We start from the raw sequence: 23,485 nt of genomic DNA on the forward strand, positions 1-23,485 counted from the left end.
ATATGTGTTTTAATTGATTATTACTATTATTACTTCTTATTTCTAATTAATAAGTCCATTAAAGTAATTGAAGCATCTTCCATGTCGTTTACGATACTATCAATTTTAGCAATAATGTAGTTGTAGAAAATTTGTAGAATAATAGCAACAATTAAACCAAATACTGTTGTTAAAAGGGCTACTTTAATACCTCCAGCAACAAGTGATGGTTGCATGTCTCCAGCAGCTTCAATTTTATCGAAGGCCTCAATCATACCAATTACCGTACCCATGAATCCTAACATCGGAGCTAAGGCGATAAATAAAGAGATCCAAGATACGTTCTTCTCTAAAAGTCCCATTTGTACTCCACCGTAAGCTACAACAGCTTTTTCAGCAGCATCTAAACCTTCATCTGTTCTATCTAATCCTTGATAGAAAATAGAAGCAACAGGACCACTTGTATTTCTACATACTTCTTTAGCAGCCTCTACACCACCAGATTGTAATGCATCTTCTACTTTTTGAGTTAATTTTTTAGTATTTGTTGTCGATAAGTTTAAAAAGATAATTCTCTCGATAGCAATCGCTAAACCTAGAATTAAACATAATAGTACGATTCCCATGAATCCTGCGCCACCTTCTATGAAACGCTTTTTTAATTCTTGATGAAAACCTAATTTTTCTGCAGGTGCTGCAGCATCATCTTGAATGGAAGAAACTACGGTTGTAGCTACAGTAGCAGCACTGGTTGTAGTTGCATTAACAGTTCCGAATGCCACCATAAATGTAATGGCTAGGATAGAAAATAATCTTTTCATTGTTCTTGATCTTAATTTTATTAGTTAAAGTGTTAAAGATATAAAAATTTTGCAATTAAAAAATAAAAATATCTGCAGAGAGGAAGGGATTCGAACCCTCGATACGCTTTTGGCGTATACACACTTTCCAGGCGTGCGCCTTCGACCACTCGGCCACCTCTCTGTATATTTTTAGTTTTCTTTACAGTACGGCAAATAACAAAAAATCTTTAACACCTAAAAATTTTAGCAGTTAATTTTAAGTCAATTCTCCGCGCAATGCGGTTTCGTATATGGTTTTGAATACTTTAGGAGAGACTTTTTGCCCTAACAAATACATCAATTTGCAAATTGCGGCCTCGGTTGTAATGTCTTTTCCGGATATTATCCCCATTCTTTTTAACTTTTCGCTAGTTTCGTACTGCCCCATGAGCACACTTCCGCCTACACATTGGGTAATATTTACAATATGTATGCCTTTGGCTATTGCTTCTTTTAATACCTGTAAAAACCAAGTTTCGGTAGTGCAATTACCAGCTCCGTACGTTTCTAAAACAACACCTTTTAGTTCTGGTATATGAAATACATTTTCTAAAAACAATTGCGAAATACCTGGAAACAGTTTTACAATAGCCACATTCGTATCGAACGTTTTATGCACTGCAAGCGGCTTTCTGCGCTTCGGTTTAAATAGGTAATCGTAATTTACTTTTAAATGCACCCCAGAAGTTACGAGCTCTGGGTAATTCATTGACACAAAAGCTTCAAAATGTTCTGCACTTAGTTTTGTTGTTCGGTTACCACGATATAACTTATACTCAAAATACAAAGTTACCTCTCGTATAACAGGTTTATTATAACGCTGCAACGATGCCACATGTATAGAGGTTATTAGATTTTCTTTAGCATCTGTTCGTAAATCGCCTATAGGCAATTGCGATCCTGTTAACACTACAGGTTTATCTAAATTTTCGAGCATAAAACTTAAGGCCGATGCTGTATAACTCATGGTATCGCTACCATGTAACACCACAAAACCATCAAATGCATCGTAATTATTCTCGATAACCTCGGCGATATCTACCCAATATTTCGGATTCATATTACTAGAATCTATAGGGTCTTTAAACGACATGGTGTCGATATCGCAATCTAACTGTTTTAATTCTGGTATACGTTCTAACAGATTATTAAAATCGAATGCTTTTAAAGCTCCCGTTTCAAAATCTTTTACCATACCAATGGTTCCACCTGTATAGATTAATAGTATGTTAGGTCTAAGTCTAGTCATAAAATTACACTCCAAAAATTTGTTTAGAATTTGCTGTAGTTATACTGGCAATTTCTTCTTGAGAACGTGAATACAGTTCGGATAATTTTTCTAAAACTCTTAAAATATAAACACTCTCGTTGCGTTTACCACGATATGGTGTTGGCGATAAATAAGGCGCATCGGTTTCCAAAACAATTGCTTCTAACGGAATTTCATTTAAAAACTGATCGATTTTGCCATTTTTGAAGGTGACCACGCCCCCAATACCGAGTTTCATATTATAAGATAACGCTTGTTGCGCTTGGGCTGCATTTCCTGTAAAACAATGAAAAATACCAAATAGGTCGTCTGACTTTTCGGATTCTAATACTTCAAAAACCTCATCGAATGCCTCTCTACAATGGATCACTATAGGTAAACGATGTTTTTTAGCCAATTGAATTTGGTAACGAAAGGCTTCTTGTTGAATGGCCAAAGTAGACGTATCCCAATACAAATCGATGCCAATTTCGCCAATGGCATAAAATTGTCGTTTAGCTAACATGTGCTCTACATGTTGTAATTCTGTTTTAAAATTAGCTTTTACATGGGTTGGGTGCAAACCAGTCATTAAAAACATGTGTTCAGGAAAATCTGCTTCCAATTGCAGCATCCGTTCTGTATAAGTAGAATCGATAGCCGGAATAAAAAATCTAGATACACCTGCTTCAATAGCACGAGTAATCATATCGTATCTATCGTCATCAAATGCTTCACTATATAAATGGGTATGGGTATCTGTTATAATCATGCTGCTAAATTAATTGTTTTACATCATTATCTTTGTCTAAAATCTATTAAGATGACATCACTACAAGATTTTCTGTTAGAAAGAGATTACGTTAAGATAAAATTGAAACTTACAAAAACAAATCATTTCGAAATCCGTGCCACCATTAACGGAATAAAAGGATTGTTTATTCTAGACACCGGCGCTTCTAGTTCGTGCGTAGGTTTTGAAGCTATAGACACCTTTAAATTAAAGGTAAAAGATTCCGAAATAAAAGCTGCTGGTGCCGGCGCTACAAATATGGCTACCCAACTGTCTAAAAAAAACCGGTTAAAAATAGGGAAATGGAAAAAAGATAAAGTGTCTTTAATATTATTTAACATGACCCATGTTAACACCGCTTTAATGCACCATAACTCCCGACCAGTAGACGGTATTATTGGCGCCGATATTCTAAAAAAAGGGAAGGCAATTATAGATTACGACCGCAAATATCTGTACCTTAAAAAATTTATGATTACATAAGTTTTGGTTAACTTTACCGTCTTAACCCTAAGACCAACCATACATGAAAAGCTCAATCGTTATAGCAGACGATCATCCGCTCATGCTTAAAGGCATGATGAATTACCTCTCATCGCTCGGATATAACATTGTGGGCAGTGCTACAGATGGCTCTACAGCATATAATCTTATTGTAAAACTAAAACCCAAAATTGCCATTCTAGATATTAGAATGCCCCATAAAACAGGTTTGGAAATCGCTCAAGACTGTAAATTAAATGCTTTAGACACCAAAATTATTTTAATTACTTTCGATAAACGCGAAGATGTTTACAAAAAAGCTAAAGAGCACAATATTTACGGTTATATTTTAAAAGAATTTGCAGTAGAAGAAATTGAAACCTGCATAGAAAATGTTATTTGTGACCGACCATATTTTAGTAAAGAACTTGTCCCAAACCTTGAAAAAACTTACACTAATACAGATTATACCTCGTTAAATAAGCTTACTAAAACCGAAATTAAAATACTTAAACAAATAGCAAATAATAAAACGAGTATAGAAATTGCCGACGACTTAAACGTTTCTCCTAGAACAGTAGATAAACACAGAAGCAATATTGTAAACAAGCTCAAACTACACGGCATTCACAATGGTTTATTTATATGGGCCAGCCAAAATAAAGACATTTTTTAAAAAATACGTGATTATACGTATTTCAAACCCCATCTATATATTTTACCTTTACAGTGCTATTAATTAGTTCTTAGGGAGAATTATTAAAAACCTCTGTATTGTAATGATGCAGAGGTTTTGTTTTTTTACGTTTTCTTATAAAATACGCAACCCTACGTATTTTTCAACACACACATTATCAGTATATTTACAAAGCTATTAATCATGTTTAAGGGAGTATGATTTAAAAAAACAACTCTGCGCTTTAAAAACGCAGAGTTGTAAAAAAATTAAGGTTAAATTTTAAACAAAATGATGATTTATTCTTAAAATTTAATTAGATTTATTTTAAAATCAAGCAAACGCCCTCAAATTGCTTATTCAAAACCTACAGTTATGAAAAATCAAGAGAACTCGTCTTACAACCAGTACTTTCTATACGGCTTATTCTTTTTAGCTATAGTTGTTATTGCAATTAATATCTTCATTTATTTTTAAATAGGATTTTTTTAAGTCTTTTTAAAAATTTTACACATAAAAAAAGCACAATGTTACGCATAACATCGTGCTTAAATATCTTACTTTTTCAAGAAAAGCTTATAGTTCTAAAGCTTTCTTAATATCGTTATTCATTAACAATTCTACTGGGTTTTCCAGAGCTTCTTTTACAGCTACTAAAAATCCTACACTCTCTTTACCATCTATTATTCTATGGTCGTAAGACAAAGCAACATACATCATTGGGTGAATTTCCACATTGCCGTTTACAGCAATTGGACGCTCAATAATATTGTGCATTCCTAAAATACCACTTTGTGGAGGATTAATAATTGGTGTAGACAACATGCTACCAAACACACCGCCATTGGTTATTGTAAAAGTACCACCTGTCATTTCGTCTACCGTAATTTGACCATCTCTTGCACGAAGCGCCAAGCGTTTAACTTCGGACTCTACACCTCTAAAACTTAAGTTTTCTGCATTTCTTATTACAGGTACCATCAATCCTTTTGGACCAGAAACGGCAATACTAATGTCGCAGAAATCGTAAGACACCATTTCTTTTTCATCGATCATGGAATTTACTGCCGGATAAAGCTCTAAAGCTCTAACTACGGCTAGAGTAAAGAAACTCATAAATCCTAAACCAACACCGTGTTTTGTTTTAAACGCCTCTTTATATTCGTTTCTCAGTTCAAAAATAGGCGTCATGTTAACTTCGTTAAAAGTCGTTAACATTGCCGTTGTATTTTTAGCCTCTACCAATCGTTCTGCTACTTTACGACGTAACATAGACATCTTACTTCTTGACGTCCCACGATTTCCACCAGAAGGCGTACCCATAGACGGCACTGCTTTTACGGCATCTTCCTTGGTTACACGACCATCCTTACCTGTTCCAGAAACAGACGATGCTTCGATACCTTTCTCTGCTAAAATCTTTTTAGCTGCTGGACTTGCTGTACCAGAAGCATAAGTTTTTTGCTCTGCTGGAGCTGCTTTAGGCGCCTCTGCTTTTGGTGCTGCAGGTGCCTCCTCTTTTTTATCTTCTTTTACAGGCGCATCACCTTCTGGTTTTGTTGCGCTAGTATCTATTAAACATACCACCTCGCCTACTGCAACAGCATCGCCTTCTTCTGCTTTAAGCGTAATAGTTCCGCTTTCTTCTGCAGGAAGCTCTAATGTTGCTTTATCACTATCAACCTCTGCAATGGCTTGATCTTTTTCTACATAATCACCATCTTGAACTAACCATGTTGCTATTTCAACTTCTGTGATAGATTCTCCCGGAGAAGGGACTTTCATTTCTAAAATCATTGTTCAATATTTTAGTTTAATCTTAATTTGTTTTTTATCGTTGGTTGTTTTTTGTTTTATCGAAAACATAATCGATGACTTCTTGATGACGACGTTTAGATCGGGTTGCACTACCTGCAGCAGGTGCACCATACGCACGTCTTGACGCAGCCCTGAACGTTTTTGCTTCGTCTAAATGCATTAACATATGGCTATAAGCCCCCATATTTCTAGGTTCTTCTTGTGCCCATACAATCTCCTCGGCATTACTGTATTTTGCAATAACTTCTCTTATAGCTTTTACTGGTAACGGGAACAATTGTTCTATTCGCACTAATGCAACATCGTCTCTTTGTTGGGCTTCTTTTACCTCTAATAAATCGTAATAGAATTTACCTGTTACAAAAACTAACGATTTTACTTTAGACGCTTCGGCATCAACATCGTCTATAAGCATTTGGAAACTGCCGTTTGCAAACTCGTTTACTGTAGATACCACTCTTGGGTGGCGCAATAAACTTTTTGGTGTGAATACAATTAATGGTTTTCTAAAATTAGCTTTCATTTGTTTACGTAACAAATGATAAATATTTGCCGGCGTAGTACAATCGGCTACAAACATATTGTCTTTAGCACATAATTGTAAGTAACGTTCCATACGTGCCGATGAATGCTCTGCGCCTTGCCCTTCGTAACCATGAGGCAATAACATTACCAAACCGTTCTGAAGTTTCCATTTGTCTTCGGCTGCTGAGATATATTGATCTAACATGATCTGAGCCCCGTTACTAAAGTCACCAAATTGCGCTTCCCAAATGGTTAAGGTCTTGGGGCTTGCCATGGCATAACCATAGTCGAAACCAACAACACCATACTCTGAAAGCAATGAATTATATATGAAGAAACGTCCTTGGGTATCGCTTAAATTGTTTAACAACACCACTTCTTCTTCGCTATCTTCTACCTTTATTACAGCATGACGGTGCGAGAAAGTACCGCGTTCTACATCTTGACCAGACATTCTAACATCGTAACCTTCTTCTAGCAAAGTGCCATAAGCTAAATGTTCTGCCATAGCCCAATCTAACTTATCCTCATCGAACATGGTTTTTCTAGACTGTACTAAGCGTTCTATTTTTCTTATAAATTTCTTATCGGAAGGCAAAGTAGAAACCACTTCAGCAATTTGCGACAGTTTTTCTTTAGGATATGTCGTATCTATAACATTCATCATGTCGTCTTCTGTTACCCTAACAAAATCCTGCCATTCGTCTTGCATAAACGGTGTAATTACCGTTTTGTCTTCTTTTCTAGAATCTTCTAACTCTTCTTCTAAAGTTGCTTTATAAGCTTCTTCAAGCGATTTCACATAATCCTGATCTATAATACCTTCTTTAATTAACTTTTCGGCATAAATATCTCTAGGGTTTTTGTGTTTTGCAATTGCTTTATATAATAGCGGTTGCGTAAACTTAGGTTCATCTCCTTCGTTATGACCATATTTTCTATAACCTAATAAATCGATAAACACATCGCGTTTAAATTGCATTCTAAAATCTAATGCAAATAACACGGCATGCACTACAGCTTCTACATCGTCTGCATTAACATGCAGTACTGGCGATAAGGTTACCTTACCAACATCTGTACAGTAGGTACTGGAACGGGCATCCAAATAATTGGTCGTAAACCCAATTTGGTTATTTACAACAATATGTAGCGTACCATTGGTTTTATACCCGTCTAATTGTGCCATCTGTATAATTTCGTATACTAGGCCTTGCCCTGCAATTGCAGCATCACCATGCACAACTATTGGTAGAACTTGCGAGGGGTCTTCGGCATACTTATCGTCTTGCTTAGCTCTTGTTATCCCCTCTACTACTGCACCTACAGTTTCTAAATGCGATGGGTTTGGTGCAATATTTAAGTTAATTTTCTTTCCGTTGGCTGTTTCACGATTACTGGTCCACCCTAAGTGATACTTTACATCCCCATCAAAAATCTCTTCTTCGTAATCTTTACCATCAAACTCGCTAAAAATATCTTTAGCCGATTTACCAAAAATATTTGTTAGCGTACTTAAACGGCCACGGTGTGCCATACCCATTACAAACTCTTTAACCCCATAATCTGCGGCCTTTTCTATTACAGCATCTATTGCTGGGATTAAAGATTCTCCTCCTTCTAACGAAAAACGCTTTTGCCCAACATACTTGGTATGTAAAAAGCTCTCGAAAGCAACAGCTTCGTTTAATTTTTTAAGGATGTATTTTTTCTGGTCGACATCGAACTTTGGCTGATTGTCGTTAATATTTAATTTTTCTTGAATCCATGCTTTACGCTCTGGATTACGAACATACATATATTCTATACCTATAGAACTACAATAAATACGTTCTAAATGATTAATAATCTCACGCAAGGTTTGCGAGCCAATGCCCAAAATTTCGCCTGCCGAAAATACCGTATCTAAATCGTTTTTAGAAAGCCCAAAATTCTCTAAGGCTAAAGTAGGCACGTAAGTTCTACGCTCGCGAACCGGATTAGTTTTGGTAAATAAATGGCCTCGTGTACGATAGCCATCTATAAGTCTTACAACTTGAAATTCTTTAGTTAAATTTTCTGAAACATGATCGCAGGAGAACTCTTCCATGAGTTCTTCGGTAACGCCGTTACTTTCCATACCAAAATCGTAGCCTTGAAAAAAGGCTCTCCAACTCGGCTCTACAGTATCGGGATTTTGTAAGTATTGATCGTATAAATCAGCAAAATATGCTGTATGTGCTGCGTTTAAAAAGGAATATTTATCCATTATATTATTTGAGACATTCTCGCTTTGACAAAATTTTGTCAAAAATACAATTTTTAGGAAAATGAGATATGATTTTATTATATTTATAATACATTTTTAACGTTATTTTTTCCGAAGGATGAAACGAACACATTACTTTTTTGTCAAAACTTTAATATTATCAATTATAATCTTAGGCTCTTTTAAGAGTTTAAATGCGCAAAATTCAGATTTCATGAGCAAAGTGCGCTTTGGAGGCGGCATCGGTTTAAGTTTTGGCAACGATTTTTTTAGCGGAAGCTTAGAACCTACTGCTATTTATCAATTTAATAGGCAATTTGCATTAGGAGTAGGATTCAATTTCACCTATAACAGCCAGAAAGATTTTTATCAATCCACGATATTAGGCGGAACATTAACAGCGCTTTACAATCCTTTAGATTTTTTACAATTGTCGGCCGAATACCAACAACTACATGTTAACAGAAACTTCGATAGCGATAGAGTATTGTACGAAGACGACAAATATTGGCTCCCGACTTTATATTTGGGTGTTGGCTACAGCACTAGAAATGTAACTTTTGGGGTACGCTACGACGTACTTTACGACGACGACAAAAGTATTTATGCTTCGGCGTGGGCTCCTTTTATAAGAGTTTATTTCTAAATCTGGTTAAAAACAAAATGCTTACCAATTAATTTAATTATCTTTGCGACTCAAAATTTCTTTTGGGTGAAACACAAGGTTACACATATTACTTTTGCCACGTTTTTAACACTGGTGCTTTGCATGCACAACGTAAGCAATATGTTAACCATTACCGATTTTTTAATTAATCAGGATGTTATTGCCAAAACTTTATGTGTTCAAAAAGAAGAACAAAAAGGTTGTAATGGTAAATGTCACCTTAGACAAGAATTAGCAAAGAACAATCCAGACACTAATTCTGAAGCCCCTTCAGAAAATAATAAACGATTAACATTAGATGCCTTTCAAATATCTCCTGTAAATCAACTAACCTCTATTTGGCTTGCAACCACTTATAACAAGCAAGCATCAACTGCTAATCCAATACACTTTAAAAACCTGTATTTAGATATAGATACACCTCCACCTAATTACGTTTAAAATACATACACGACTTTTTCTATATTTTTTATACTGCTTTATAAGTCTCATCGAGTTATACACAAACTGTGTTACAACTGCGATTGTACTTATAGTTTTATAACACCACTTTAGAAAATCACATTTACTCTAGTTTTTAACACTAATGTTGGGTGCTTCAACTTAAATCTGTTGGCATTCAACCTTATGTGTATTGTATTTAAAAACACTAATTATGTTTAAACCACATTATGTTGTTTTTTCATGCCTGCTTTTTGTTATACTATATTTTGCAACCTCATCTTGCACTATAGATAAAACAGATTATGAAGATGAATTAACAACCGAAATACCGGAATATATAGATTACGAAGAAGCTGTAAAACTTAGCATCGGTAATTACAACATTAGTATACAAGCCTTAAACGGCACATTGTATACAGGTTATAACGATATCCGTTTAACGGTAACCAACAGCTCTACCAACCAAGAAGTTTCGGATGTTGATGTTACGTTACTACCTATTAAGACTAACGCTATAAACGAAACGTCGTCGGGGCCGCATCAATATCATTTAAATTACAATAACGAAAATGGCTATTATTCGGGCTATGTAGTATTTCCCAACAAAAGCGATGTTGCCAACCATTGGCAATTTTATATTGGTATAACCGATGTTTACGAAACCTTAACGGCTTCGCAAGACATTAATGTAGCCGAGCAAAGTAATAAAAACCTTAACATGACCACGTTTTTAGGTCATGATAACGATATGTATTACATTGCATTGGTTGCGCCACAAAGCCCAAAAATTGCTGAAAACAAATTAGTTGCTGGCATTTACAAGTATAATCCACCCGCAAATACAAGCACAACATTTCCAGACCCCGAACAGTTCTCGTATTCCGAAGTCGAAAATTACACCCTAAAACTAGATCCAAGAATGCCAGAACCTTCTATGGGAAACCATTCGTCACCTAACAACAAGGATTTAATTCAAGAAGAAGACAAATTATATCATGGAGTAGTGAATTATACGATGACAGGCAATTGGACGCTCAATTTCATTTTAATAAATCAAAATGGAAAAATTGTTAAAGGCACCGAAGTCCCAACCGATTTCACCCCAGGTATTGAAGGCGCTAAAAGCGAATTATTTATAGACATTTTGTTCTAAATTAAAATGAAGCATCTTTTTCTTTTATTCTTTTTTTGGGGATGTACTTTAAGTGCTCAAAACACTAAAACCAAGCAAGACAGCATAACGGTTTTGGATGCCGTTGAGCTTAAAACTATTGCTAAAAGCAAATTAGAAACCGACCTTAAAAAAAGCGTTACAGTAGACGAATTTCTTGCCAGCTCTAACAACATTAGTTTTATAAAACGCGGTGGCTATGCATGGGAACCCTTACTGAATAACATGAGCACAGAACGCTCGGCAATCACAATAGATGGTATGCATGTTTTTGGTGCGTGTACAGACAAAATGGACCCCATTACCTCGTATGTAGAAAGTAATAATTTGTCTTCTATAACAATAAAATCCGGACAAGAAGGTGGGCAACAAGGCGCAACCGTAGCAGGAAGTATCGACCTAAAACGCAAAAAAACCATGTTTAGCGACCAAGAAACCTGGAAAGGCGCTTACCAAACTGGTTACGAATTTAATAACCAGCAATTTTTTAACTTAGGAAATGTATCGTTTTCTAATACCAAATTAGCGGCAGATGGCAGTATATCGTATAGAAAAGCAGAAAATTATTCAGATGGAAATAACGATGAAGTCAATCATTCGCAATTTAAAAAATTCAATACCTCTCTTGGTTTTTCGTATAAAACAAGTGCGCTTTCTGCTGTAAAAATAGATGCTATTTTTGATGTTGCCAAAGATGTTGGATACTCTGCCCTACCTATGGATTTATGGTTATCTCGCGCTTTAATTACTTCAGTTTCCTACAAACAACTTTTTGAAGATAAAACTATTAAGCTATGGGATTCTAAATTGTACTATAATACTGTAGAGCATTATATGGATGATACCACGCGACCAGAAAACTTAGTGCATATGGACATGCCCGGTTGGACGACCACTTACGGTTTGCTATCAAAGGTGAAGCTTCAAAAGGACAATTTATCCTCCGAAATTCAATTGAATGCTTACGATAATCTTTCTATTGCAGAAATGCGTATGTACCCACAAGATTACAGCGAAACCACCATGTTTGCTTACAGCTGGCCTTGGGTTACCACACGCTATGTCGGATTATCTTTAAACAACGCCTTAGATATATCATATAACAGTCAGCTTAATTTTGGAGGAAGCTTAGGTGTACATTACAACTATTCTAAATATGTAGAATTCAATTGGATATTCCACCCTGGAGCGCCACAAGAAAAAACAAGATTACTCCCGAGTCTGTTTGCTAATTACAATGTACAGCTTAATGATTTCGATTTTTCAATAGGTGGTGGTTACGGCCATAGAGCGCCATCGGTTTCTGAAGGCTATGGCTATTACATTTACAATAGTTTTGATCGTTACGACTACATTGGCAATCCAGATTTAAAAAACGAAGTGTCTTACGAAGCCAATGCTAGCGCCAGCTATAAGACCGAAAAAATAAAGATTGAAGGTAATCTTAATTATTTCTATATCGATAATTACATTATTGGTGAAATATTAAGCATGGGCAGCCCCATGAATTATCAGTCTGTTGGCGTAAAGGGCTACACTTCGCTAGATTATGCTACCCTGTTTAATGCCGCTTTAAATTTGGAATATGCTATTACCAACAATTTACACCTAAATGGTACAGTAACCTATGCCAAAGGACAAGACCAAGATCAAGGTAATTTACCATTTATACGGCCACTTAGCTACCTAGCCACTTTACATTATCAATATAAAAATTTAAATTTTCAAACTAGTATAAATGGCGATTTAGAGCAGGTTAATTACAGTCCGCAATACGGCGAAGACCAAACCCCTGGATATACCATTTGGAACTTTTCTACAGATTACACGTTTCGTATTAAAAACAAAAAAACTGTATTTCAGGTAGGTGTAGAAAATATCCTGAACACGTATTACAGTACCTATGCCGACTGGGGGAATATCCCTAGAATGGGGCGTAATGTATTTACATCTTTAAAAATTAATTTATAACATTCATGCAAAAAGTTTTAAGTGTTTTATTAGCGGTTTTGTGCTTACTGATCGGGTTTCAGAAAGCACTCATGCTTGTACACTTTAAACTTAACCAAGCCAGTATAGAAGAAACGCTATGCATAAACAAAAACCAGCCCGAACTGCAATGTCACGGCTCCTGCTATTAAAAAAAAGAATTACAAAAATCTAAAAATTCTAAATCTACAGCCAACAGCATTTACAAACAAATCGATTTAATAACAACTCCCCTGTTTGTATTCGAAACCGAACAAGAACAAGCTTCTATACACACTAAAATTATTGATTTTTACATTAAACATTACACCGCACCGCAGATAGAAATCAATATTCCGCCACCAATTTTAAGACACCATTTATTGTAAGCTCATATAACAACACAACAAAAAACCATTAAAAATTAGATATCAAAAAAAATATTAAATATGAAAACCTTAAAAAAACTTTTAACCTTAGCAACCCTTCCTTTAGCAGTAATGTCTTGTTCTACCGACGACGATCCAGTGGCTAACAACGTAACATTAACTTTCAACAATACGTTCGAAAACACAACGATTGTTCTTGGAGATGCTAGCTCATCAACTGCTACAGTAAACACTTCTGCCGAAGGACAAACGCATCATTTTTCAGAATTAAAATATGTTATTAGTAACATTCGGTTGATAAAAGCAGATGGTTCGGAATTTCCATACCATGTTAACGACTTAGATAACGGTGCCATTGTAGTGAATCAATCTAAACCTGAAACGTTAAATTTTGTAATGAGCGATATTCCGTCGGACGAATACACCAAAATAAAATTTGGACTTGGTGTTAAAACCGATTTAAACACTTTAGACGAAGCTAGATTTCCTAACTTTTATGCTTCTGCAGGTGCCAACGATACCGAAATGCACTGGGAATGGGGTACCGGATACCGTTTCACTAAAATTGAAGGATTTTACGATACAGACAACAAAACCCTATCGGTACACACCGGAAGCACCATTGAAGGCGAAGAAGGCAGTTACACACAAGGTGTAGATGCTTACAGAGATATTACGTTAGACCTAACTACTGCTGCCAACGTTGGTAAGCATGCAACAACCATTACTATTAAAGCCGACTTTGACAAGCTATTAAGTGGCAAAATTAACACTATTACGTTAGGAGAAGGAAACGCAACACCTAGCACACACACCGCTAACAACATGGTGTTGTATGTAGATAATTTAGGTGGAGACGGCGCAGCCGATATTACTGGTATGTTTTCGATTACTAGTGTAGACTAACTTTTGAAAAACTGTCTGAAAGCACAAACAACAGCTTGATCTATGTTTTAAGCAATCGCTTTCAGACAGTTTCCATCAATTTTAATCGTTAAAAAATGATAAAACAACTAATCGTTTTAGTATTACTATTTACTGCGCTATCGTGTGGCACAGACGATTCGGAATACACTCCTATAAATAATCCGGAAATTGCTTTGGATATTCCACTCAATTTCCCGACTCCCAATGCGGCACTTTTTAGCAATGCCCCAACAAAATACGGTGTAGTTTTAGGAAAAAAATTATTTAACGACACCCGATTAAGTATAGACAACAGCATTTCGTGCGCCACATGCCATATGCAAAATCATGCCTTTACAGACCAAAAAAAACAAGCTGTTGGTGTTGAAGGCCGAATAGGAATACGCAACACACCTCCTATTCAGAATCTGGCTTTCATGAACTTTTACAATTGGGATGGCAGCAAATTACAACTCGAAAAACAAACCATAGTCCCTATTATCACCCATGAAGAAATGGATTCTTCAATGCTGGATGTAATTAGTAAACTAGAACAAGACCCAGACTATTTAGAATTATTTAAAAATACCTTTGGAGACGACGTTATAACCTCCGAACGCATTTTTGAAAGCATTGCCCAATTTGAATACACCTTAATTTCTGCCAATAGCAAATACGATCGTGTTGTTAGAGATCACACCGAAACGTTTACAGAAAGTGAAGCTAGGGGTTACAGCATTTTTCAAGAAAAATGTGCCAGTTGCCACAGTACAGCATTATTTACAGACCAAAGTTTTAGAAATGTTGGTTTTCCTGTAAATCAGGCTACAAACGAAGCTGGCCGAGCTCGTGTAACCGGATTACAATACGATTACATGAAATTTCGCGTGCCATCATTACGTAATATAGCATATACGGGGCCTTACGGAAGTTTCGGACAATTCGCCAGCCTAAAAGCAGTTCTCGACTATTTCGACAATGGCGTTATTGATTCAGATAATTTAGATCCTATTTTTAAAGCCAACAACTACAGAATTCCGCTTACAGAACAAGACAAAATAGATATCATTGCCTTTATGCACACCTTAAGCGATAGTAGTTTTATAAATCCTTAAGCGAGATATTATTTATACTGATGCCTGAACCACACTTTTTGCCATTCGCGTTTTAAAATTAAAAACGCCACCTGCTCAGACAACAATACGGTATCGCTACCATCTAATTGTTTAATCTCACGTTCTGGCACATCTATAATGTATAACATGTTTAGATAATCGGCGAATGCATTCTGAATCAGGTTAAAAATAATGTCTTGCAATTGCACTTTTAAATCTTTAGGCGCAATATCTAAAGGCTGATCAAAATCCATATTAGCCAAACGAAAATCTTTGTTTAGCTGCGCGACTAATTGGCCGTACAATTCGTACTGCAAAGAAACCTGTAAAACATCTTGTGTAGTTTGTAATTGCATTTATTTACACACTTCTATTCATTAAATTCTCACCAAATTGCTTTAACACCTGCTTTTCTTCAGCACCAATTTTCAATTGTTTTAAAACCTCGAAAGCCTGTTGTGTATAAGCTGTTATTTCCTGTTTTGTGGCTTCAGCAGCTCCAGAACTCACAAACAATTGTTTAACAGATTCGACTTTATCGGAACTGTCGGTTGGGCTAATCGCAAATAAATGTCTAAGCTCTTGCTGTTGTTCGGCTCCCGAAAATTCTAAAGCTTTTAAATACAAAAACGTTTTTTTATTTTCGATGATATCGCCACCTACTTGTTTCCCAAACGTTTTAGGATCTCCAAAAGCATCTAAATAATCGTCCTGCAACTGAAAGGCAATGCCTAAACACCTACCAAAATCGTAAATTAAACGCTGTTCCGATTCGCTTGCTTTTGCAACTATTGCGCCCATTTGCATGGCCGCCCCAACCAAAACCGCAGTTTTGTATTCTATCATTTTAAGATATTCGGGAATAGTTACATCGTCGCGTGTTTCAAAATCCACATCGTATTGTTGCCCTTCACAAACTTCTAAAGCTGTTTTACTAAACAATTTCGCCAAATCTCTAAACGTTTCTGGCTCGTAATTTTCGAATAACTGATATGCCATAATCAGCATTGCATCTCCCGAAAGAATTCCGGTGTTTACATCCCATTTTTCGTGTACAGTAACATGCCCCCTACGCAAAGGCGCATCATCCATTATATCGTCGTGAATCAGCGAAAAATTATGAAACACTTCTATACTCAATGCTGCATTTAAAGCCTGTTTGTAATCGGCGTTAAAAATTTCGGCTGCCATTAAAGTTAAAACCGGTCGCAAACGCTTACCGCCTAAACTTAAAATATAGCTAATAGGTTTATAAAGATTTTCGGGTTCTTTTTGGGTTTCAAACTGCTTTAAATAAGCAACAAAAGCGTCTTGGAAGAATGATATGTTTTGCATGCCACAAAAATAAAAGAATATAGCAAATTACCACATTTAGTTTTTAGAATGTTAACAAAGCATTAAACCACGGAAACTATTTTTGTTTTTTAAGTTTCCATGTTTATATTTGCACAGAATTTTAAGATGATGAAAGAAAAGATTATAGAAAAATCGGCAGACTTATTTTTAAATCTCGGATTTAAAAGTGTAACCATGGACGATATTGCCCAAGAGATGGGCATCTCGAAAAAAACCATTTACCAATATTTTGCCACAAAAACCAAACTGGTTGAAGCCACTGCTATATTTAAATTCAATTGCATAAACGACGCTATAAATTTGTGTTTTTGTGCAAAAGTGAATCCGATAGAAGAAATTTTAAAAATGAAAGATTTCATTATATCACAAATCAATAGCGAAAGACCTTCAGCCGAGTATCAATTCAAAAAATATTATCCGCGTATTTTTTCAATTTTGAAACAAAAGCAGTTCGAAATTACCAAAGATTGTATTTCGGGCAACTTAAAACGCGGCATAAAAGAAGGCTATTACCGAGAGGATATTAACATCGAATTTATATCGAGAGCATTTTTTGCTTTAATGGTATCGCTAAAAGACGAAGAAGTATTTCCTAAAGACACCTTTACCAAAATAGAGCTGCTAGGTTACGTTTTAGACTATCACCTTCGCGGCATTAGCACCATAAAAGGTCAAGAATTTTTAAATCAAATAAAAACAAACAATTAAAATTATATAATGAAAAACAGAATACTTTTTCTACTTAGTTTATGCTTTAGTCTTGCTGCGTTTTCGCAAGAAGTGCCACAGCAATTTAGCTTACAGGAAGCCATAGACTATGCTTTAATAAATAACCGAAAAGCAAAAAATGCTGTTCGCGATATTGAAGCTGCCGAAAAGCAAAAATGGGAAACCACAGCTACTGGACTACCACAATTGAATGCAACGGTAGATTACCAAAACTGGATAAAGCAACAGGTTTCTATGCTTCCAGGAGAAATTGCTGGTGGCGAGCCGGGCACGTTTATTCCTGTAGAATTTAGCCCAAAACAAAACATGGCAGCTACAGCCACTTTAAGTCAATTACTTTTTGACGGGTCGTACATCGTTGGCTTACAATCGGCTAAAGTATATTTAGAAATATCTGAAAATGCTAAAATTAAAACCGATTTAGAAGTTAGAAAAGCAGTCATAAATGCTTACGGGAATGTATTATTAACCGAAGAAAGCTTAATCATTTTAAATAGCAACAAAGCCATTCTGGAATCGAATTTAAACGAAATCGAAAAAACATACGAAAACGGATTGGAAGAAGAAGAAAGTGTAGAACAAATGAAAATTACACTTTCCAGCTTAATAAGCGATTTAAACAATGTAAAGCGCTTAAAGGTGCTAGCCTATAAAATGTTAAACATTACTATGGGTATAGACTACAATACAGACATTGTTTTAACCGATAACTTAGAAATCTTAAGCTTACAATACACCTCTTTAGCTGCCTTAGAAGCAGACGACAGTGTAGAAAACACCATTGATTATTTAATTGCCGAAAACGAATTAGAAAGCAAAGAACTTCTGGTTAAATTGGCACAAGCAGCTGGCATGCCAACCTTGAGCGCCTTTATAAACGGAGGATATAATGGTTTCGGACAAAAATTCGAGTTCTTTACCAATAATCAAGATTGGTTTGGCAATTCCTTATTCGGGGTGAGTTTAAATATTCCTATTTTCAGTTCGTTAGGGCGTACAGCAGCAACGCAACGTGCAAAAATCGATTTAGATAAAGCCAACGAAAACTTAATACAGGTTGAACAGGAATTGCAATTGCAAATCGCTACTGCTAAAAGCGATTACCAATTTGCTATAGAAGATTTTAACAATAAAAAACAAAATCTAGATTTAGCCGAACGCATAGAAAAGAAAAACGAAACTAAATTTTTTGAAGGTATTGCCTCTAGTTTCGATTTAAGACAGGCCCAAACACAATTATATTCGGCACAACAAGAATACCTACAAGCCATGTTAGACATCATCAATAAAAAAGCAGAATTAGACGCCATTTTAAGCACCATTAATTAATAAACATCAACACATGAAACACATATATACAATCGCCGCTTTATCCTTTCTATTAATTGCCTGTGGTGGCAAAGAAAAATCGTTAGACGATATTTTAAACGAAGGAAACTTAGAACAAATTCGCGAACGACGCACACAAATAGAAACCGAACAAATTACCATTAGCGAGCAGTTAAAACGCATAGACGAAAAAATAGCAGAATTAGACGACACTAAAAAATTACCTTTAGTAACCACCGTAGTCGCAAACAAAGAACGTTTTGTTCACTTTTTAGAATTACAAGGTAGCGTACAAACCAAAGAAAACATTGTTATATACCCAGAAGTTTCGGGTATTTTAACCAAAATCTACGTTAAAGAAGGCCAAAATGTAAGCAAAGGTCAGATCTTAGCAAAAATAGACGATGGCGGTTTAGAGCAACAAGTATCGCAAATGGAGATTCAATTAGCACTTGCCAAAACCACTTTCGAGCGTCAGAAACGCTTATGGGAAGAAAATATTGGTAGCGAAATACAATTTCTACAAGCAAAATCTAACTACGAAGCTCAAGAACAATCGGTAAATCAATTAAAAACTCAATTATCTAAAACCAATATCGTAGCACCTTTTAATGGCGTTATAGACGATATTATTACAGACGAAGGTAGTGTGGTTATGCCAGGGCAATCGCAACTTATCCGCATTGTAAATCTTAAAAACATGTACATCGAAACCGAAGTACCAGAGAGTTATATTAAAGATGTAGATGAGGGTAAAAAAGTTATTGTAGAATTTCCTGTTTTAGGAACTACGGTAGAAACTAAAGTAAGACAAGCCAGTAATTTCATTAATCCGGCTAACAGAACCTTTAAGGTAGAAGTTCCAGTACCAAACCAAAAAGAACACATTAAACCTAACCTTACAGCTAGGTTAAAAATAAACGATTACACCAACGAAAAAGCGATACTTATTCCGTTAAGCATCATCTCTGAAAATGCCAATGGCGAGCAATACATTTATGTAATTGCAGAGAAAAACAGCGATAATGAAGCTGTAGCCAAACGTACCATTATAGAAACCGGTAAAACTCAAGGCGATGTTATAGAAGTATTAAACGGTATTAACGACGGTGCCGAAATTATTAAAGAAGGTGCCCGTAGCGTTAGAGACGGACAAACCATAAAAGTGATTAAATACTAAGCCAAAATCATGACAAAACAAAAAAAGCAAACCGATAAAGAATTTGGAATGTCGTCGTGGGCCATTAACAACAAAACCACGATTTACGTTCTCATGGCTTTAATTCTCTTTTTAGGGGTTTCGGCATATTACAGCATGCCTAGAGAAAACTTCCCGGAAGTAAAGGAAACTAAAATATATGTAAGTTCCCTCTACCCAGGAAACACAGCCGAAGATATCGAGAAATTAATTACAGACCCGTTAGAAGACAAGTTAAAAACCATTAGTAATGTGGTTGAAATAACATCGACTTCACAAGAAGATTACTCGATGATTATAGTTGAATTCGACGAAAATATTTCTGTAGATCAAGCCAAACAAAAAGTTAAAGACGAAATAGATTCAGAAACCGCCAGCGAAGATTGGCCTACGTTTAACGGTGCCAAGGTAGAACCTTCTGCATTCGACCTGAACTTATCTGAAGAAATGCCTATTTTAAATATTAACATTTCTGGAGATTACCCGGTGACCAAACTGAAAGAATTTGGAGAATATCTTCAAGACGAGATCGAAGACCTTCAGGAAATAAAACAGGTTGACATCCGTGGTGCCCAAGAAAAAGAAGTAGAAGTTGCTGTAGACATTTTTAAAATGATGGCTGCACAGGTAAGCTTCGACGATGTTATAAATGCCATTAACGGTGGTAACGTAACCATGTCTGCTGGTAACTTAATATCGAGCGGACAACGCCGTACCATACGCATTTTAGGCGAGATAGACGATCCGCAACAACTTAATAACTTCGTAATTAAATCGGAACACAACAACCCGATTTACCTTAAAGATATTGCCAAAGTAACGTTTAAAGAAAAAGACCGCACTACCTATGCCCGCGAATTTGGCCATCGTGTGGTCATGCTAGATGTTAAAAAACGTGCCGGAAAAAACATGGTCGATGCTGCAGAACAAATTCAGCAAATCGTAAAAGATGCCAAAGCTAACGTATTTCCAGAAGACTTAACCGTTACCATTGCTAACGACCAATCGTCGGTAACTATTGGACAGGTAGACGATTTAGTTAACAACATTATATTTGGTATTATTCTGGTTGTAACCGTACTTATGTTCTTTTTAGGTTTCAAAAACGCCCTGTTTGTTGGGTTTGCCATCCCAATGTCTATGTTCATGTCGTTGGTTATTTTAAATCTTTTAGGCTACACCCTAAACACCATGATTCTTTTCGGATTAATTATGGGGCTCGGTATGCTTGTAGATAACGGTATTGTGGTGGTAGAAAACGTATACCGATTGATGGACGAAGAAGGCATGAGCCGTGTTGAAGCTGCTAAAATGGGAATTGGTGAAATTGCCTTTCCTATCATTATCTCTACTGCAACTACTGTAGCTGCATTTATACCATTAGGGATGTGGCCTGGTGTTATGGGAGAATTTATGATGCTGCTGCCAATAACCTTATCAACCGTATTAGGTTCGTCTTTATTTGTTGCCATTTTCTTTAACTCGGTTCTGGTTTCAAAATTCATGACTACTGAAGATAAAGACATGCCGTTAAAGAATATTATAGCCATAACCAGTATAGTTTCGGTTATTGGTCTGCTTATTTTAATATTTGGTGGCGCCTATCGCGGACTTGGAGGCTTAATGTTATTTACGGCTCTCATGCTTTGGATTTACCGTTTGGCACTACGTAAAATGGCCAACTACTTTCAAACCAACACTTTGGTAAAACTAGAAAATCTTTACGAACGCGAGCTAAGACGTGCTTTAAGTAAAAAGTGGCCAGTTTTTGTAACCATCTCCACATTCACCTTATTAATAATAGCCTTTATAGCTTTTGGAGCTTCTTTAGCTTCGCAACGTACTAAAGTAGAATTTTTCCCAGATAACAAACCGAACCAGATTATTGTTTACATAGAATATCCTGAAGGTACAGATATCGAAAAAACCAATGCGATTACTAAAGAAATAGAAGATAAAGTATACGCCGTACTTAACGACAATATGTATAAAGATGGTGATTACAATTTTCTTGTAGAAAGTGCCGTTTCGCAAGTAGGTGAAGGTGCTGGAAATCCGCAAACCGATGGTGGTTCTTCTGCCGAGATGCCACATAAAGCTAAAATTACCGCTTCAATGCGTGAATACAAGTATCGTCGTGGTGCCGATAGTGAATTATTGCGCCAAAAGGTTCAGACTGCCTTAGTAGGCATCTATCCCGGCGTACTTATTTCGGTAGAAAAAGACCAAAATGGTCCACCTGCTGGTTCCCCTATCAATATTGAAATTGAAGGCGATGATTATACCGAATTAATCGCTCTTGCAGAAGACATGCGAAACTTCATCAACCAAAAAAATATTGCAGGTATCGATGAGTTAAAAATTGATGTTAACAAAGATAAACCCGCAATGCAAGTGGTTGTAGATCGCGAAAAAGCAGGAGAATTAGGCGTAAGCGCAAGTCAAGTAGGCCAGCAATTACGTAACTCTATTTTTGGTAGTAAAGCTGGAGTGTACAAAGAAGGTGGCGACGATTACGATATTTATGTGCGATTTAACGAAGACAACCGTTACAATACTAGCGCCATCTTCAACCAATCTATAACCTTTAGAGATATGGCTTCTGGGCAAATTAAAGAGATTCCTGTATCGGCCGTAGCCAAACAAAACAACACTTCAGGTTTTAATGCCATTAAGCACAAAGACACTCGCCGTGTGGTAACTGTTTATTCGGCCTTATCACCAGGTTATACCGATGCTGGTGCGATAGTAGCACAAATACAACGAGAAATGAAAACCTTTAAAGATTTACCAAAAGGTGTAAAAATAGATTACACAGGGCAAATCGAAGAGCAAAATAAGCAAATGGCCTTTTTAGTAAGTGCCTTCTTTATTGGCTTAGGTTTAATTTTCTTCATATTAATATTCCAATTCAACTCGCTTTCTAAACCAGGAATTATTATGCTGGCTATTTTCCTAAGTTTTATCGGTGTATTTGGCGGACTTGTAATTACAGGAAGCGCTTTCGTAATTATGATGACCATGATGGGAATTATATCGCTTGCCGGTATTGTAGTAAATAATGGTGTAGTACTCTTAGATTACGCACAACTTTTAATAGACAGAAAGAAAAATGCTCTAGATTTAGATGAAGATGATTATTTAAGTAAAGCCGATTTATTAGAAGCCATAGTAAAAGCGGGTAAAGCACGTTTAAGACCTGTTTTACTTACGGCAATTACAACCATTTTAGGTTTAATTCCTTTGGCTATCGGTTTGAACATTAACTTCTTTACTCTGGTTAGCGATTTCGATGCCAATATTTATATGGGTGGAGACAACGTTGTGTTCTGGGGGCCGTTGGCATGGACCGTAATTTACGGTTTATTAATAGCCACATTCTTAACCTTAATTGTTGTCCCTGTATTCTTCTATCTCATAACTCGCTTTAAAATGTGGTTAGCAGAAAAACGCATTACCCGTGTTGCAGCGTAATTGAAACTGACTTTTAAAAATGAAAGCTACTTTCTGATTTGATTAGAAAGTAGCTTTTTTTTTATGGAGATAAGCATAATTAAACCAAAACTGGTAAGTTACTGAAAGTGTATTACCTATTCCAAT

19 protein-coding genes and 1 tRNA gene are annotated in these 23,485 nt (G+C 36.1%); 12 read left to right on the forward strand and 8 right to left on the reverse strand.

Translation table 11 applies throughout. From position 1 onward, the window contains the following. Positions 1-29: 29 nt before the first annotated feature. From ACR9EA_RS15625 to ACR9EA_RS15640, 4 genes are all read right to left on the reverse strand, one after another. Positions 30-800 carry a MotA/TolQ/ExbB proton channel family protein gene (locus ACR9EA_RS15625; RefSeq protein WP_435135124.1) on the reverse strand — a complete coding sequence of 257 codons (771 nt, stop codon included), beginning with the start codon at positions 798-800 and terminating at the stop codon, positions 30-32. A 75-nt stretch (positions 801-875) separates the two neighbouring features. Further along, positions 876-963, reverse strand: a tRNA-Ser gene (locus ACR9EA_RS15630). Positions 964-1,038: 75 nt separating this feature from the next. Next, the gene (locus ACR9EA_RS15635) at positions 1,039-2,070 is read right to left on the reverse strand and encodes an asparaginase (protein WP_435135126.1); all 1,032 of its coding nucleotides are present in this window, start codon (positions 2,068-2,070) and stop codon (positions 1,039-1,041) included. A gap of 4 nt (positions 2,071-2,074) precedes the next feature. Further along, positions 2,075-2,842, reverse strand: a complete 768-nt coding sequence (locus tag ACR9EA_RS15640; RefSeq protein WP_435135128.1) for a TatD family hydrolase — start codon at positions 2,840-2,842, stop codon at positions 2,075-2,077. 51 nt (positions 2,843-2,893) lie between these two features. On the opposite strand from ACR9EA_RS15640, the gene ACR9EA_RS15645 reads away from it, so the two are divergent. After that, the gene (locus tag ACR9EA_RS15645; protein ID WP_435135130.1) at positions 2,894-3,346 is read left to right on the forward strand and encodes a retropepsin-like aspartic protease family protein; all 453 of its coding nucleotides are present in this window, start codon (positions 2,894-2,896) and stop codon (positions 3,344-3,346) included. Between the two features lie 43 nt (positions 3,347-3,389). Beyond that, complete coding sequence (locus ACR9EA_RS15650; protein ID WP_435135132.1) at positions 3,390-4,022, forward strand: response regulator transcription factor; 633 nt, start codon at positions 3,390-3,392, stop codon at positions 4,020-4,022. Between the two features lie 576 nt (positions 4,023-4,598). On the opposite strand, the gene odhB is transcribed toward ACR9EA_RS15650, so the two are convergent. Together odhB and ACR9EA_RS15660 are read right to left on the reverse strand one after the other, a co-directional pair. Continuing rightward, complete coding sequence (gene odhB, locus ACR9EA_RS15655) at positions 4,599-5,819, reverse strand: 2-oxoglutarate dehydrogenase complex dihydrolipoyllysine-residue succinyltransferase (RefSeq protein WP_435135134.1); 1,221 nt, start codon at positions 5,817-5,819, stop codon at positions 4,599-4,601. Between the two features lie 34 nt (positions 5,820-5,853). Continuing rightward, on the reverse strand, positions 5,854-8,613 hold the full coding sequence (locus ACR9EA_RS15660; RefSeq protein ID WP_435135136.1) for a 2-oxoglutarate dehydrogenase E1 component: 2,760 nt from the start codon (positions 8,611-8,613) through the stop codon (positions 5,854-5,856). A 214-nt stretch (positions 8,614-8,827) separates the two neighbouring features. On the opposite strand from ACR9EA_RS15660, the gene ACR9EA_RS15665 reads away from it, so the two are divergent. From ACR9EA_RS15665 to ACR9EA_RS15690, 6 genes are all read left to right on the forward strand, one after another. After that, positions 8,828-9,259 (forward strand): alpha-ketoglutarate decarboxylase, encoded by a 432-nt coding sequence (locus tag ACR9EA_RS15665; protein WP_435135138.1) that lies wholly within the window; start codon positions 8,828-8,830, stop codon positions 9,257-9,259. A gap of 123 nt (positions 9,260-9,382) precedes the next feature. Beyond that, positions 9,383-9,721, forward strand: a complete 339-nt coding sequence (locus ACR9EA_RS15670) for a hypothetical protein (protein ID WP_435135140.1) — start codon at positions 9,383-9,385, stop codon at positions 9,719-9,721. Between the two features lie 214 nt (positions 9,722-9,935). Further along, positions 9,936-10,877: a hypothetical protein gene (locus ACR9EA_RS15675; RefSeq protein ID WP_435135143.1), complete on the forward strand. Its 942-nt coding sequence runs from the start codon at positions 9,936-9,938 to the stop codon at positions 10,875-10,877. Positions 10,878-10,883: 6 nt separating this feature from the next. Continuing rightward, positions 10,884-12,866 carry a TonB-dependent receptor plug domain-containing protein gene (locus ACR9EA_RS15680; protein ID WP_435135146.1) on the forward strand — a complete coding sequence of 661 codons (1,983 nt, stop codon included), beginning with the start codon at positions 10,884-10,886 and terminating at the stop codon, positions 12,864-12,866. Positions 12,867-13,312: 446 nt separating this feature from the next. Then, the gene (locus tag ACR9EA_RS15685) at positions 13,313-14,158 is read left to right on the forward strand and encodes an MbnP family protein (protein WP_435135148.1); all 846 of its coding nucleotides are present in this window, start codon (positions 13,313-13,315) and stop codon (positions 14,156-14,158) included. 95 nt (positions 14,159-14,253) lie between these two features. After that, a complete protein-coding gene (locus ACR9EA_RS15690) occupies positions 14,254-15,273 on the forward strand; it encodes a cytochrome-c peroxidase (protein ID WP_435135151.1) in 1,020 nt (339 codons plus the stop codon). Positions 15,274-15,281: 8 nt separating this feature from the next. Here the strand turns inward: ACR9EA_RS15690 and ACR9EA_RS15695 are convergent, their stop codons facing one another. Further along, positions 15,282-15,629 (reverse strand): hypothetical protein, encoded by a 348-nt coding sequence (locus ACR9EA_RS15695; protein ID WP_435135154.1) that lies wholly within the window; start codon positions 15,627-15,629, stop codon positions 15,282-15,284. A gap of 4 nt (positions 15,630-15,633) precedes the next feature. Further along, the gene (locus tag ACR9EA_RS15700) at positions 15,634-16,608 is read right to left on the reverse strand and encodes a polyprenyl synthetase family protein (protein WP_435135156.1); all 975 of its coding nucleotides are present in this window, start codon (positions 16,606-16,608) and stop codon (positions 15,634-15,636) included. A gap of 126 nt (positions 16,609-16,734) precedes the next feature. On the opposite strand from ACR9EA_RS15700, the gene ACR9EA_RS15705 reads away from it, so the two are divergent. The 4 genes from ACR9EA_RS15705 to ACR9EA_RS15720 are packed head-to-tail and all read left to right on the forward strand — an operon-like array spanning position 16,735 to position 23,359. After that, entirely contained in the window at positions 16,735-17,337 is a 603-nt protein-coding gene (locus tag ACR9EA_RS15705; protein WP_435135159.1) for a TetR/AcrR family transcriptional regulator, read from the forward strand. A gap of 9 nt (positions 17,338-17,346) precedes the next feature. Then, positions 17,347-18,687, forward strand: a complete 1,341-nt coding sequence (locus tag ACR9EA_RS15710) for a TolC family protein (RefSeq protein WP_435135162.1) — start codon at positions 17,347-17,349, stop codon at positions 18,685-18,687. A gap of 13 nt (positions 18,688-18,700) precedes the next feature. After that, the gene (locus ACR9EA_RS15715; protein WP_435135165.1) at positions 18,701-19,867 is read left to right on the forward strand and encodes an efflux RND transporter periplasmic adaptor subunit; all 1,167 of its coding nucleotides are present in this window, start codon (positions 18,701-18,703) and stop codon (positions 19,865-19,867) included. A gap of 9 nt (positions 19,868-19,876) precedes the next feature. Next, positions 19,877-23,359, forward strand: a complete 3,483-nt coding sequence (locus ACR9EA_RS15720) for an efflux RND transporter permease subunit (RefSeq protein ID WP_435135168.1) — start codon at positions 19,877-19,879, stop codon at positions 23,357-23,359. Positions 23,360-23,485 lie beyond the last annotated feature (126 nt).

The sequence above is a fragment of the Formosa sp. A9 genome (genome assembly GCF_051200825.1).
Lineage (GTDB): Bacteria > Bacteroidota > Bacteroidia > Flavobacteriales > Flavobacteriaceae > Formosa.